The following is a 13,116-nucleotide window of genomic DNA, read 5'->3' as shown; positions in this document are numbered from 1 at the left end:
TTTCCGAATATGTCAAAAAATATGCTCCCGCTGGCGGGAGCCCCTCGACAATCAGCGACCGAACAAGCCGCTCAAACCGCCGCCGAGGTTCGGAGGCAGCTCAGTGCCGCCATCGACGTTGCCCATCATCTCTTCAAGGCCTGCAGGCAGAGCTGGATTCTGCGGCTTCTTGGCAAATGCGGAGCCGCCGGTGGAACCGGAGGACTTCTTGCCGGCCAGCTTATCGCGCAATGCCTTCTCCTCAGCCTCGCGCTTCATCGGGTTGCCGGACTTGCCGCCCTTCTTCTTGTTCTTGCCCTTCTTCTTACCGCCGCCCATCGCAGGGCCGCCGAAGCCGGGCATGCCGCCACCCATGCCGCCGCGGTTGGACATGCGCTTCATCATCTTTGCGGCCTGCTCAAAGCGCTGCAGCAGAGCGTTGACCTGCGAGACGGTCACGCCGGAACCATAGGCGATACGGGCGCGGCGAGAACCGTTGATAATCGACGGATCACGGCGCTCTGCCGGGGTCATCGAGCGAATAATCGCCTCGGTGCGGTCGATCTCCTTCTCATCGAACTGCTCAAGCTCCTTGCGGTGCTGGGCCATGCCCGGAATCATGCCGAGCAGCGACTTCATCGAACCAAGCTTGCGCACCTGCTGCAGCTGATCGAGGAAATCATCCAAGCCAAAGGAACCCTCGGAGATCTTCTCGGCGGCCTTGCGGGCCTTCTCCTCGTCGAACTGCTTCTGAGCCTGCTCGATGAGCGTCATGATGTCGCCCATGTCGAGGATGCGCGATGCCATACGATCCGGGTGGAAGACCTCGAAGTCCTTCAGACCCTCGCCAGTGGAAGCAAACAGGATCGGCTTGCCGGTCACGGACGCCACGGACAGCGCGGCGCCGCCGCGGGCGTCGCCATCGAGCTTGGAGAGCACCACGCCGGTGAAGTCCACGCCTTCATCGAATGCCTTGGCGGTCTTGACCGCGTCCTGACCGATCATCGCGTCGATGACGAACAGGATTTCATTGGGCTGCACGGCGTCACGGATATCGCGTGCCTGCTTCATCAGCTCCTCGTCCACGCCCAAGCGACCGGCGGTATCGATGATCACCGTGTCATAAAGCTTCTGCTTGGCGATTTCGATGGAATCGCGTGCCACCTTCACCGGGTCACCGGAAGTCTGGCCCGGAGCGGCCACAGCCTCGCCGCCGTCGGACTGCACGCCCTTCTCGGGGGCGTAGACGGGCACGCCGGCGCGCTCGCCGACCACCTGTAGCTGGGTCACGGCGTTCGGACGCTGCAAATCGGCCGCCACCAGCAGCGGCGTATGGCCGGAATCCTTGAGCCAATAGCCGAGCTTGCCGGCCAGTGTGGTTTTACCGGCACCCTGAAGACCTGCGAGCATGATGATCGTCGGCGGGTTCTTGGCGAAGTTCAGCGGGCGGTCCACGCCCTGACCGAGCACGTCGGTGAGCTCCTCATTGACGATCTTCACCACCTGCTGGGCGGGGTTGAGTGCCTCGGACACCTCGGTGCCCAGTGCGCGCTCGCGCACCTTGCCAGTGAAGGAACGCACCACGTCGAGCGCCACGTCGGCGTCGAGCAGCGCGCGGCGGATTTCGCGGATTGTGCCGTCGATATCCGCTTCGGAAAGCTTGCCCTTGCTCTTCAGATGCTTGAACGCATTCGAGAGCCTATCTGTCAAAGAACTAAATGCTGCCATAATGGGCAACAGTCTAGCCGCCACGCGGGAAATTCTATTTGCCGGGCAACGATTCTGCCGCCCATATCGGCGTTGTGTTGCGATGGTGCCGTTCGGTTGCCGGCGTTGGCGGAATCGTCACCAGACACCTAGTAGGCGAATGTCTTGCCATCCGCTCGTGGCGAAGCCAATCGAGTGCTTCCGTTACCATAGAGAATGTAAAGAATCCTGTGTTTTTTGGAATGCTTACGCTGTTTTGAAAATCCCTGGACACCGCTTATACGCAGACTGCCGTGCGCCCTCGCGAACTTAGGTCAACGACCAGACCCGTTGCGGGCCAACGCAGACATGCCGTGCAATAAGGAAGGCCCACCGATGCCCACCCAAAAACTCCTTGAACGCAAAGCTCTGATCGTTGGCATAGTCGTCAACGTTCTTCAGGTGCTCGCCGGAATGGCTGTGTTCTTCATGACTGGCCTTAAGGCCATGTTCCTTGATTTCTCCTTCACCGCAATCTCCGTCCTTTCCGGACTGGTGGCGGTGTACCTTTCGATGCGCACGGTGCGTACCACTGAGCGCTTCCCCAATGGCCTGTTCGCGTTGGAGCCTATCTACGCGATCTGCAAGGCCATCTTCACCATGTCGTTGTTGGTGTATTCGCTGATCGACGTGTGCCGAGTGGCTTATGACTACTTCGTGTTCGGGTCCGGCGAACGCATCGAAACTGGCCCGGTGGTCATTTACGAGATCCTGACCGTGATTGTCTGCTTCAGCCTGTACATGTACTATCGGCGCTCGAACCGTGCCATCGGCAACTCCAGCACCATGCTCACCGCCGAATGCAAAAGCACGCTGGTCGACGGTTCGATGTCCTTTGGCATCGGCGTGATTGCGGTATTCCTGATGCTGCTGCCGGCTGGTGGACCGCTTGACTTCCTGCATTACACCGGCGATTTCTTCATCACCGTGGCGTTGGTGGTGTTGACCATTCGCGAACCGTTCAGCGTGCTGAAGGAAGCGTTCGTGGAATTGGTCGGTGGCGTGCATGACGACGACGAGACCAATGCTTATGTGGAAGCCGAGGCGCAGCGGCACCTGCCTGCCAATACCGAGTATGAGCAGACGCTGATTTTCAAAACCGGCATGAACTACACGGTGGATGTGTATTTGGCCGGCACTGGCGAGACCATCGATGTGTCTGATCTCATCGAACGCAAGCGCTCGTTGGAAAAGGAACTCGCCAAGCGCCTGCACCTCGTGGACGTAGACTTCGTTTTCGACTGATCGGCTGGTTTGATGGGGCTTTCGCCATTTCGAGGGGCTGATTTCGTCGTTCCCGGAGGTCTACTTCCATTTCAAGGGGCTGCCTAAACTTCAAACTGAAAGTACAAATGGCTTAACGACACCGTCGTTAAGCCATTTGTAGTGTGCCTCTACTTGAGCGTCAGCCCCTTGAAACGGAAGTAGACCTCCGGAATCGGACAAATCAGCCCCTTGAAACGGGAATATCGTTGTTCGATGTCGCTAAGTGGCTACTTCAGGCTCCAGGTCGAGCCTTGCAGGCCGTCTTCGATGGTGATGCCGGCCTCGGCCAGCGTATCGCGAATCTGATCGGCCTTGGCAAAGTCCCTAGCCTTGCGGGCTTCGGCACGGGCATTGAGCTGTTCGGTAATAAGCGCTTCCAATGCGGCGTGCTCGGGGGTCTCGGTCATGCCATCGCTGGCACCACCGGCAGCTCCGGCAGAGACCCACGGTTCGGCCAGCGGATCCAGTCCCAACGTGTCGAGCATTGCGCGCACGGCGAGCAGCGTCTCACGCACTTCGGCCTGCACGGCCTCGGAATCGGCGCGATCGGCAAGCTGCGAGAGCAGCGTATTGCCGGAACGAATGGCGGTGAAAATCGCGGCGGTCGCACCGGAGACGTTGACATCGTCGTTCATCGCGGCCACGAAATCAGCGGGCAGGGCATCGGCGGATATGCCGGTGACCTCTTCGCGGGACGGCTGACCACCCAAGGCCACGCCGGCACGCTCAATGAAGTTCGAGACGCGGTCGTATGCGGCCTGAGCCTCGACCAGTGCCTGATCGGACCATTCGAGCATCGAACGATATTGCACGGAACCCAGCGCGTAACGCACCACCCAAGCGGAGTTCTCAGCCAGCACAGACGGCACGGACAGACCAGTGCCGAGAGACTTCGACATCTTCTCGCCCTTGGCGGTCACCCAAGCCGAGTGCATCCAGCGTGCGGCGGACGGGTAGCCAGCCGCACGGGTCTGGGCCATCTCGTTCTCATGGTGCGGGAAGCGCAGGTCCAAGCCGCCGCCGTGAATGTCGAATCCGTCGCCCAGATAACGATGGGACATGGCAGAGCATTCGATATGCCAGCCCGGACGTCCCACGCCGAACGGGGTTGACCAGCGAGCGTCCTCGGGGTCGGTATCCTTCGGAGCTTTCCACAGTGCAAAGTCGCGCGGATCATGCTTGTCGGGGGAGGCATCGGCCGGATCGACGGGGTTGTATTTGTCGTCGCCGGTGGCATCCACGGACGGGCCCATGCGGTCGGCCACGGCAGCTGCTTCATCGACCTCGGCGGTCTGCTTCTGGTGGGTCAGCTCGCCGTAATGCGGCCAGGAGGCCACGTCGAAGTACACGTTGCCGGTGGGCTTGCCATCCGCATCCGTGACCACATAGCCATGGCCGTTGTCGAGAATGCGCTGAATCAGATCGATCATGTCCGGCATATGGCCGGTGGCGCGGGGCTCCACGGTGGGCGGCAGCACGCCAAGCGTGTTGTACGCCTCGGTGAATTCGCGCTCATAGTAGTAGGCGCGGGCCCACCAGCGCTGACCGGCGGCTGCGGCCTTGTCGAGAATCTTGTCGTCGATGTCGGTCACATTGCGCACGAACGTGACCTTGTATCCGAGCTTCAAGAACCAGCGGCGCACGATGTCGAACGCTACGGCGGCACGGATATGGCCGATATGCGGGGAAGACTGCACGGTGGCGCCACACACGTAGATGCCGACCTCGCCCGGCTTGAGCGGCACGAAATGACTGACCTGATGCGATGCGGTGTCATACAGATTCAGGCCGTCGGCGGCCTTGGCTACATGCACCGGCGTCAGGCTCGACGGCATAACGGAAGTGTTGAAATCCTGCGGTTTTTGGCTGTTTCCCATAGCCCCTAAGCGTAGGGTTGGAGCCAGACATGAGACGTGGCCTATCGGTGCATTTTTGTGGGGCGGCTGTTCATGGGTTCGGTGCCGATCGACGACATGGCTTGTTGCTGGCAACGATTCAAGTGCGGAACGGGGCATCAAACGGCGGCGAACCATTCGAAAATGGCGGTGTTAACGCAAACGGGGAACGCTCGTGTCACAATAGGAGCCATGTCCACACCACAAGTGCTGATTTTGCAACATGTCCCGTGGGAGCGCCCCGGGCGTATTCTGTCGACCCTCGAAGATATCGGGCTCGATACGGTGATTATGAATATTGCCGACACGAAGAAGCCCGATCTTCCCGACTTCGGTGACCTTGCCGGTGTGGTGATTATGGGCGGGCCGATGGGCGCGCTCGACTATGACAAGTATCCGGGATTAAAGGCTGAGGGCAAGCTGGCCAAAGCGGCCGTGGCCGTAGGCAAGCCGGTACTTGGCGTGTGCTTGGGCCACCAGATTATCGCCACTGCACTCGGTGGCCAGCTGCGTAAGGGCGATGCGCCGGAGATTGGCTTTGGGCCCATCAAGCGCGTGGATAGGCACGACTTCTTCTCCATGTGGGATAAGCAGCTGAACGTGCTGCATTGGCATAACGATGTAGTCGGTCTACCTGAGGGCGCCCAGCTGCTGGCGCGCTCCTCCGCCACCAAGGTGCAGGCGTTCCGTCTGGGTTCCGCATTGGGCATGCAGTTCCATCTCGAAGTGTGCGGATCCCTGCTGGATGAATGGCTTGATGAGCCGAGCATGGTCAAGGATCTCAAGGCCGCCGGTGGTTCCAAATCCCAGTTGCGCGAGCAATTCGCCCAGTACGATCAAATGCTGCAGCCGCTCGCCGAGCAGGTGTTCTCCGGCTTCGCCGCCCGCTGCAACTCCTACTCCCAGACGCTGAGCAAGTAGGCGGATGACAATGTGATTGCCGTATCTCGTTGCGCGACAATTATCTTCTCCCACCGCGTAGTGAATTCCCCACCACGTGGTGACTCAAAATGGCGGTATTCCGCGAAAAGCAAATCTTCGCTAACATCGTCGTGGGGATTTCACCGTGTGGTGGGTGGTCGACATCGTGGTGGAGACCTCATCACTGGGCAAGCATGGCGCTACATTGGTGAGTCATGCCGACTTATGACATTGGACTGGAACACGTTTCGCTCGCCTTCGCCACCAAAACCATCTTCACCGATGTGACCCAAGGTGTATTCGAGGGCGACCGTATCGGCATTGTCGGTAAGAACGGCGACGGCAAATCCACGTTGCTTCACCTGTTCCGCGGCACCCAGGAGCCGGACTCCGGCCGCGTGACGAAGCGCGGTGGACTCACCTTCGGCATGCTCGACCAGCGCGATCCACTTGACGACAACGCCACCATCCGCGAAGCCGCATTGGAAGGCCGCGCGGACTACGAATGGGCGTCCGACAACACCTCGCGCGAGATCGTGGAAGCCCTGCTCGGCGGCATGAGCCTGGACGCCAAGGTCGGATCCCTGTCCGGCGGCCAACGTCGCCGCGCCGATCTGGCTCGACTGCTGCTTAAGGACTGGGATATTCTCGCGCTCGACGAGCCCACCAACCATCTTGATGTGGTCACCATCCACTGGTTGGCCGAGCACCTGAAGAACCGTTGGTCCAAAGGTCAGGGCGTATTGCTGCTCGTCACCCACGACCGTTGGTTCTTGGACGAAGTGTGCGAATCCATGTGGGAGGTTCACGACGGCGTGATTGAGCCGTTCGAAGGCGGGTATTCGGCATACATGCTGCAGCGCGTCGAGCGCGATCGTCAGGCCGACGTGCGCGAGACGAAGCGCCGCAATCTGGCACGCAAGGAGCTTGCATGGCTGTCCCGCGGCGCCCGCGCTCGCTCCACCAAGCAAAAGTTCCACGTCAAAGCCGCCCGTGAGCTCATCGCCGATGTGCCGCCGATGCGCAACACGGTTGAGCTCAAGCAAATGGCCACCTCCCGCCTTGGCAAGCAGGTGGTCGACCTCATCAACGTCACACAGATTTTCGAACATACTCAGGGTATGGCAGAAATCGACCCGGACGTGGCGGCGCTCGCCGACTCGGCCTCGCGCGTGGACGTGGTGAACGCCATGTATGCCGAACCGCAGCTGCACGGTTCCGTCGAGGTGGCCGTCACCGATATGGACGATCCCCGATTGGTTGATGCGGGTGTGCCCGAAGCCATCGAGGCCGCGGCCAAGGCGCGTGAAGCGGAGGCCAATGCGCCGAGCGACATCGAGCGTGAGGTTCGCCGCCAGAACACCGGTGGCGAGACCATCGGCAGCGATGCCCTTGACGAGGAAGCCGCGACGTCCGCCGCACGCAAAGTCACCGTGTCCGGCCGTGAGATTCTCGATGACGTGACATGGCTGATCGGTCCGGGCGACCGTTTCGGCATCGTCGGCGCTAATGGTGCCGGCAAGTCCACGCTGCTCAAGCTCATCGACGGCACGCTTACCCCGACCGTGGGCCACGTGAACATCGGCAAGACCGTGAAGTTCGCCGTTCTTTCCCAGCGTTTGGACGAGCTGGAGAAGCTGGGTCGGTACAAGATCAAGGAAGTGCTGAACCGCTATAAGCCCAGCTACATCGTGGAGGGTAAAGAAGTCACTCCGGGCCAGCTTATGGAGCGGCTTGGCTTTGAGTCCGCACAGCTGATGACGCCGATTCGTGACCTGTCCGGCGGCCAAAAGCGCCGCATGCAATTGCTGCTGATTCTGCTGGATGAGCCGAATGTGCTCATCATGGACGAGCCCGGCAACGATTTGGATACTGACATGCTCGCTGTAATGGAAGACCTACTCGACACCTGGCCGGGTACCCTGATTGTGGTTTCCCACGACCGTTACCTGCTTGAGCGCGTCACTGACCAGCAGTTCGCATTGATCGGCGGCAAGGTGCGCCATCTGCCTGGTGGTGTGCAGGATTACCTTGACATGGTTGAGGACCTCAAGAACGGCAAGGGGCTTCCGGGGGATAAGACCGGTTTTGCTGGGACTGGTGGGTCATCGGCCAAGCGTGGGGCACAGGGTAAGGGTTCTGCGGCTGAGTCTGTCCCTCAGTCGACTTCTTCGGAGGGAACTCAAGATTCGGCTGAGCCAAAGCTGAGCGGCAAGGCATTCCATGAGGCGTCCAAGCGTGTGAACGCCATCGAGCGCAAACTTGCCAAGCTGGAAGAGCAGAAATCCGGCCTCGAGGCGCAGATGGCCAGCCATGACCCGAGCGACTACGAAGGCCTCAACAAGCTCAACGAACAGCTCACCGCAGTCAACAGCGAAAGCGATGACCTCGAAGCCGAATGGCTTGAGCTCTCCGAACAGTTGGAGTAGCCGGGGAACGCAGTGTGGTCTGCTGCGAAGCGTGATTTGCTGTGGGGCTCCCCCTCAGTTACCTCCGGTGACAGCTCCCCTCAGAGAGGGGAGCCAAAGTGCATACCGAACCGCCCTCCGTTGATTCTATGAGCTGTCCGTTAGCCTTTGTATTCCCAAGGATTGATGAGTTCCACGCCGGTGCCTTCGAAGTCTTTGGTGTTACGTGTGGCCACACTTGCTCTCCAAGAGCGGGCAATTGCCGCAATCATGGCATCTTGGATTGTAGGTTTGCCACTGCGCTCGCGTTCAATGAAGATGGTTGCATAATTGGCAGCTGCTTGGGTGTCGAATGCGAATGTTCTATCTGCTAAGGTCATAAGCTCAAGCTTGATGGTTGTGTCCGTGTACTTTCGTCGTTTGCCCTCAGGCATTTGACATATTCCGGCCAACAACTCGGCGACGGTGATGGCAGTGGTCGCCAAATTGCTTGTATCTTGGTTTCTCAGCCAATTGGCAACGTGCTCGTCTGGCTGTTTCTTAATGATTTCGCTGATGACGTTGGTGTCCAAAATAATCATGGTTACGACCTATTCAAAGGTCACTGGTGGTCGGGAATCATCAGGATTTCGTTCAGGCGCTGGAATCTCTCCTTCTTCGAGCCCATCAAAATCTATTTTTTCCATGAATTCACGGATCTCGTCATAAAAATTGGTCTTTCGTGTCATTTCGTGTGCCACCGTGCCGGCCAACCATTCTTCAAGAATGGACCGCACCTGAGATTCCATGGAGCGATTGTTCTTTTCGGCCACTTCCTTGAGCTGTTGAATTTGTTCATCGGGTATTTTTCGGATGGTCAGTGTTGCCATAATGCACCTCCTTGTTGCTGTCATAATGCTAGCAAATAGTGCTGTCATTATGCATGCAGATGGGGTTGCGAGGTGCGCATACAAAAAGGGCGGATATGCGTTGTGCATATCCGCCCTTTGGGTTTGGTCTTGCAAGCTCCCCTCGGACGGAGGGAAGCCAGAGAAAATCAGCGACCGGTGACTTCGGAGCCGACGACCTTTTCGCTTAAGGCGTGCGGGCCACGGGTTACGGCGACTGCGCCGGAACGAACCAGCTCGATGACGCCGTAATGCTCCAGAAGCCCCAGCAGAGCGTCGATCTTGCCTTCAGCGCCAGTCGCCTCGATGGTCAGCGATTCCGGGTTCACATCCACTACGCGCACGCGGAACAGGCGCACAATCTCCAGCACGTCGGAACGGTTGGACTGATCGGCGGCCACCTTGATCAGCACCAGCTCGCGCTCCACGGTGGAATTCGGGTCAAGTTCCACAATCTTCAGCACGTGCAGCAGCTTGTTGAGCTGCTTGATGATCTGCTCGAGCGGCACAGCCTCCACGTCGGCGGTCACCGTGACACGGGAGATGTCCGGGCGCTCGGTGGGAGAGACGGACAGAGAGTTGATGTTGAACGCGCGGCGGGCGAACAAGCCGGCGATGCGGGCCAGCACACCTGGGCGGTTCTCCACCAGAACAGAGAGTGTATGACGCTCGGAACCGGGACGAGATGCAGGATAGTTAGTAGCCATGATGATTCTCCTCTCCTCAGTGCTCGTTCGCGGCGGTCGTGGTCTCGTGCTCGAACACGCCAGTCGCATGTTCGTCCGGGCCGGTGCCTGGAGCCGGGGTCCCGCCGGTCAGCGGTTTGATACCGGGCTTGTAGATCACCTCATCGTTTGAGGCGCCTGCGGCAACCATCGGCCACACCATGGCGTCCTTCCATACGCGGAAATCAATGAGCACCGGACGGTCGTTGATCTGGTTCGCCTTCTCGATGGCGGCAATCGCCTCATCTTCAGTGAACGCGCGGATGCCGACACAACCATAGGCTTCGGCCAGCTTGATGAAGTCAGGCACCTCGATCGGAACCGAATTATCGGCCAGTTGCCCGGCACCATCGGTACCGTGAGCCTCGCCATCCAACAGGTTGGTCTGCGAGTAGTGGTGCTCGTAGAACAGGGTCTGCCACTGGCGAACCATGCCGTACACGGAGTTGTTGAGGATTGCGATCTTTACCGGAGCGTGGTCCAAGAATGCGGCCGCCAGCTCTTCGGACGTCATCTGGAAGGAGCCGTCGCCATCAATCAGCCATACCGGCTTCTTGCCTTCAAATTTACGGGCGGAACCCACGGATGCGCCGATGGCTGCCGGCAGGCCGTAGCCCATCGTGCCCAAGCCACCGGAGGAAATCCAGGAGTGCTGGTTCTCGAAGTCAATGAACTGTGAAGCCCACATCTGGTGCTGGCCCACGCCGGTCACCCAGATGGTGGAGGAGTCGGCCAGCTCGGAGAGCTTCTTGATGACCCACTGCGGGGCCAGCGAGCCGTCGGTCGGCTTGTCCCACGTCATCGGGTATTCCTTGCGCCAGCCATCAATTGCCTTCCACCAGGGAGCCAGGTTTGGCTTGCCTTGAATGGCTTGCGTGCGCTCGATTTCAGGAATCAGATCGTCCAGCACGGCGGCCACATCGCCCACAATCGGCACGTCGGGCTGACGATTCTTGCCGATTTCCGCCGGATCGATATCGATGTGGATTACGCGGGCGGTGGGGGCGAAAGCATCCAGCTTGCCGGTCACGCGATCATCGAAACGGGCGCCAATAGCCACGAGCAGATCGGCGCGCTGCACCGCACCGGTGGCGGCGATGGTGCCATGCATGCCCAGCATGCCGAGGTTCTTCGGGTCGGTGTCCGGGATGATGCCGCGCGCGGGCAGGGTGGTGACCACGGGGGCGCCGGTCAGATCGGCCAGAGCCTTGACCTGAGCGCCGGCGTTGGCACGGGCCGCGCCGCCGCCCACGTACAGCACCGGGCGGTAGGACTGGGAGAACAGCTTGGCGGCATCGGATAGTACGCGGCCGTGCGCCTTGGTGGTGGGATTGTAGCCGGGCAGAATCATGCGCTGCGGCCATGAATAGTACATATCACTGGTTTGTGCGGTCTTGGTCAGATCCACTACCACCGGGCCGGGGCGGCCGGTGCTGGCGATGTGGTACGCCTCGGAGAGCACGCGAGGAATATCCTGCGCGCGGGTCACTAGGAAGGAATGCTTGGACACCGGGTAGGTGATGCCCACGATGTCCGCCTCCTGGAAGGCGTCGGTACCAATGGCCTGAACGCCCACCTGACCGGTGATAACCACCATCGGCACGGAATCCATGTTCGCGTCGGCGATGGCGGTGACCACGTTCGTGGCACCCGGGCCGGAGGTCACCAGGCACACGCCCACCTTGCCAGTGGCCAGCGCATAGCCCTCGGCGGCATGGCCGGCGGCCTGCTCGTGGCGCATGAGCACGAAACGGAACTTCGTGCTGTCGTTGATCTGATGGTAGGCGGGCAGGATCGCGCCGCCGGGGATACCGAAGACGTCCTCGACGCCGAGATCCTCCAGCGAACGCACCAGCGCCTGGGCGCCGGTCATCTTCTCTCCATCGATAATGGTCTGCTGGTCAGTGGCCGCGTGGGTTTTCGGCACACCACTGAATGCCTGCAAAGGCGTGGGTAAAGCCATGATTCCTCTCACCTCGTAAATCAACTGCGAGCGTCGGTTGGCCGTAGGGTGGAAGCCAGACGCTCACGTATGTTCCAGCCGCGTGTGCCGGTGCTTGTGGCTCCGACGCGGCTCGTCGCTCGTGTTGGTATCAGTCTATTCGTAAATCCGACAGCTGGCTTACTTAGTCCGCGTCTTGAGAGCGTCCAGTGCTTTCCATCCGGCTTCGGCTGCGGCAAGCTGTGCTTTGCGCTTGCTGGAGCCCTTGCCGGTGCCGATGATTTCGGGATTATCGCCCAAAGTGACTTTGGCAGTGAAAATCTGTGCGTATTCGGGGCCGGACACTTCCATGTGGTACACCGGTTCGGCCTTGCCCAGATGATGTGCCTTGACGGTCAGCGAGGTTTTCCAGTCGAGCGCCGGGCCTTCGGTGGCCACCTCCGCCAAGGTGTCGTCAATGAGCCGATGAATGACCTTGCGGGCCTCATCAATACCGTGTTCCAGGAAGGTGGCGCCGATAAGCGATTCGACGATGTCGCACAGAATCGAGTTCTTTTCGGCACCGCCCTGCTCGGCCTCACCGTGGCCCAGCAGAATGTAGGGGCCCACTTTGAGCTTGGTTTTGGCGATGGCGCTCAGCGCGTCCTCCGAGACGGCTTTGGCGCGCATCTTGGCCAGCTGCCCCTCGTTCATGTCCGGGTGAATGGTGAACAGCGTTTCGGTGGTGACCAGCTCCAGCACGGCATCTCCCAGGAACTCGAGACGTTCGTAGTTGGACACGCCGGGGTGCTCATGCGAGAAGGAGCGATGGGTCAACGCTTGCACCAGCAGGTCTGGGCTGATAGTGGTGCCCAATGCCTCCAGCAGTTCGTTGGCCGGAGCTTGGCGGTCAGCCGTTTCTTGCTGTGTGGTCTTCTCGCTCATATGTTCTTCATCCTTCGCGCGATGTGCTGTGTGTATTGAGGTCTATGTATAGGTGCAAGCACCGGTATGTGGCGTCTTGTGTTTGCGGTGCGTGGGCAATCGAGTGATATGCGAAGGCCCCGCCACCCGTCGATGGCAGGGCCTTCATATCAAGCCGTTATCACAGGACTCACTTGGTGTGAGCCGGCTGGATTGCGGAGCGGTAGGTGCGGCCGCGGAAGGAACCGCAGCTCGGGCAGGCCATGTGCGGCAGAGCCGGAGCGCCACAGTTCGGGCAGCTCACGGTTGCGGTAGCGGTGGCCTTCCAGTTCGCGCGACGCGAGTGCGTGTTGGCGCGCGAGGTCTTGTACTTAGGCAGTGCCATTTGAGTATCCTCTATTTCGTTCGAACGATTGAGCTTAAGCGTCCGTTATCTTAACGCAT

The 13,116-nt window shown here is 59.9% G+C and carries 11 protein-coding genes; 3 read left to right on the top strand and 8 right to left on the bottom strand.

The genetic code is table 11. The features are described from left to right. Positions 1 to 51 precede the first annotated feature (51 nt). The gene (gene ffh / locus NBH12_RS09940; RefSeq protein WP_016462234.1) at positions 52 to 1,707 is read right to left on the bottom strand and encodes a signal recognition particle protein; all 1,656 of its coding nucleotides are present in this window, start codon (positions 1,705 to 1,707) and stop codon (positions 52 to 54) included. A 354-nt stretch (positions 1,708 to 2,061) separates the two neighbouring features. Between ffh and NBH12_RS09935 the strand changes: the two genes are divergently transcribed. Continuing rightward, positions 2,062 to 2,970 carry a cation transporter gene (locus tag NBH12_RS09935; RefSeq protein WP_019727816.1) on the top strand — a complete coding sequence of 303 codons (909 nt, stop codon included), beginning with the start codon at positions 2,062 to 2,064 and terminating at the stop codon, positions 2,968 to 2,970. 248 nt (positions 2,971 to 3,218) lie between these two features. Here the strand turns inward: NBH12_RS09935 and cysS are convergent, their stop codons facing one another. Further along, positions 3,219 to 4,868, bottom strand: coding sequence for a cysteine--tRNA ligase (gene cysS, locus NBH12_RS09930; protein ID WP_250819439.1), 1,650 nt, complete (start codon positions 4,866 to 4,868; stop codon positions 3,219 to 3,221). Between the two features lie 210 nt (positions 4,869 to 5,078). Here cysS and NBH12_RS09925 point away from each other — a divergent pair, with 210 nt between their 5' ends. Together NBH12_RS09925 and NBH12_RS09920 are read left to right on the top strand one after the other, a co-directional pair. Next, on the top strand, positions 5,079 to 5,807 hold the full coding sequence (locus NBH12_RS09925) for a type 1 glutamine amidotransferase (protein ID WP_015438426.1): 729 nt from the start codon (positions 5,079 to 5,081) through the stop codon (positions 5,805 to 5,807). Between the two features lie 215 nt (positions 5,808 to 6,022). After that, the gene (locus NBH12_RS09920) at positions 6,023 to 8,236 is read left to right on the top strand and encodes an ABC-F family ATP-binding cassette domain-containing protein (RefSeq protein WP_250819438.1); all 2,214 of its coding nucleotides are present in this window, start codon (positions 6,023 to 6,025) and stop codon (positions 8,234 to 8,236) included. A gap of 140 nt (positions 8,237 to 8,376) precedes the next feature. Here NBH12_RS09920 and NBH12_RS09915 read toward each other — a convergent pair whose 3' ends face one another. The 6 genes from NBH12_RS09915 to rpmF form a co-directional block, all read right to left on the bottom strand. After that, complete coding sequence (locus NBH12_RS09915) at positions 8,377 to 8,796, bottom strand: type II toxin-antitoxin system VapC family toxin (protein WP_250819437.1); 420 nt, start codon at positions 8,794 to 8,796, stop codon at positions 8,377 to 8,379. A gap of 9 nt (positions 8,797 to 8,805) precedes the next feature. Continuing rightward, positions 8,806 to 9,084 carry a FitA-like ribbon-helix-helix domain-containing protein gene (locus NBH12_RS09910; protein ID WP_003828253.1) on the bottom strand — a complete coding sequence of 93 codons (279 nt, stop codon included), beginning with the start codon at positions 9,082 to 9,084 and terminating at the stop codon, positions 8,806 to 8,808. Positions 9,085 to 9,251: 167 nt separating this feature from the next. Next, entirely contained in the window at positions 9,252 to 9,809 is a 558-nt protein-coding gene (gene ilvN / locus NBH12_RS09905) for an acetolactate synthase small subunit (protein WP_003831880.1), read from the bottom strand. Positions 9,810 to 9,825: 16 nt separating this feature from the next. After that, positions 9,826 to 11,790, bottom strand: a complete 1,965-nt coding sequence (locus NBH12_RS09900; RefSeq protein ID WP_250819436.1) for an acetolactate synthase large subunit — start codon at positions 11,788 to 11,790, stop codon at positions 9,826 to 9,828. 159 nt (positions 11,791 to 11,949) lie between these two features. Then, a complete protein-coding gene (rnc, locus tag NBH12_RS09895) occupies positions 11,950 to 12,693 on the bottom strand; it encodes a ribonuclease III (RefSeq protein WP_003828257.1) in 744 nt (247 codons plus the stop codon). 169 nt (positions 12,694 to 12,862) lie between these two features. Continuing rightward, positions 12,863 to 13,057 (bottom strand): 50S ribosomal protein L32, encoded by a 195-nt coding sequence (gene rpmF / locus NBH12_RS09890; RefSeq protein ID WP_003828258.1) that lies wholly within the window; start codon positions 13,055 to 13,057, stop codon positions 12,863 to 12,865. Positions 13,058 to 13,116: the final 59 nt, after the last annotated feature.

It is taken from the genome of Bifidobacterium sp. M3-N-101 (assembly GCF_023656805.1).
Lineage (GTDB): Bacteria > Actinomycetota > Actinomycetes > Actinomycetales > Bifidobacteriaceae > Bifidobacterium > Bifidobacterium breve.
The sequence above is the reverse complement of the archived record's forward strand: the minus strand, read 5'-3'. Positions and strand labels throughout refer to the sequence as shown.

What these genes read in the sequence shown, in the direction of transcription:
- cysS (WP_250819439.1), bottom strand. Translation starts at nt 4,868, where the DNA reads ATGGGAAACAGCCAAAAACCGCAGGATTTCAACACTTCCGTTATGCCG.
- NBH12_RS09935 (WP_019727816.1), top strand. Translation starts at nt 2,062, where the DNA reads ATGCCCACCCAAAAACTCCTTGAACGCAAAGCTCTGATCGTTGGCATA.
- NBH12_RS09925 (WP_015438426.1), top strand. Translation starts at nt 5,079, where the DNA reads ATGTCCACACCACAAGTGCTGATTTTGCAACATGTCCCGTGGGAGCGC.
- NBH12_RS09915 (WP_250819437.1), bottom strand. Translation starts at nt 8,796, where the DNA reads ATGATTATTTTGGACACCAACGTCATCAGCGAAATCATTAAGAAACAG.
- rnc (WP_003828257.1), bottom strand. Translation starts at nt 12,693, where the DNA reads ATGAGCGAGAAGACCACACAGCAAGAAACGGCTGACCGCCAAGCTCCG.
- NBH12_RS09900 (WP_250819436.1), bottom strand. Translation starts at nt 11,790, where the DNA reads ATGGCTTTACCCACGCCTTTGCAGGCATTCAGTGGTGTGCCGAAAACC.
- NBH12_RS09910 (WP_003828253.1), bottom strand. Translation starts at nt 9,084, where the DNA reads ATGGCAACACTGACCATCCGAAAAATACCCGATGAACAAATTCAACAG.
- ilvN (WP_003831880.1), bottom strand. Translation starts at nt 9,809, where the DNA reads ATGGCTACTAACTATCCTGCATCTCGTCCCGGTTCCGAGCGTCATACA.
- NBH12_RS09920 (WP_250819438.1), top strand. Translation starts at nt 6,023, where the DNA reads ATGCCGACTTATGACATTGGACTGGAACACGTTTCGCTCGCCTTCGCC.
- ffh (WP_016462234.1), bottom strand. Translation starts at nt 1,707, where the DNA reads ATGGCAGCATTTAGTTCTTTGACAGATAGGCTCTCGAATGCGTTCAAG.
- rpmF (WP_003828258.1), bottom strand. Translation starts at nt 13,057, where the DNA reads ATGGCACTGCCTAAGTACAAGACCTCGCGCGCCAACACGCACTCGCGT.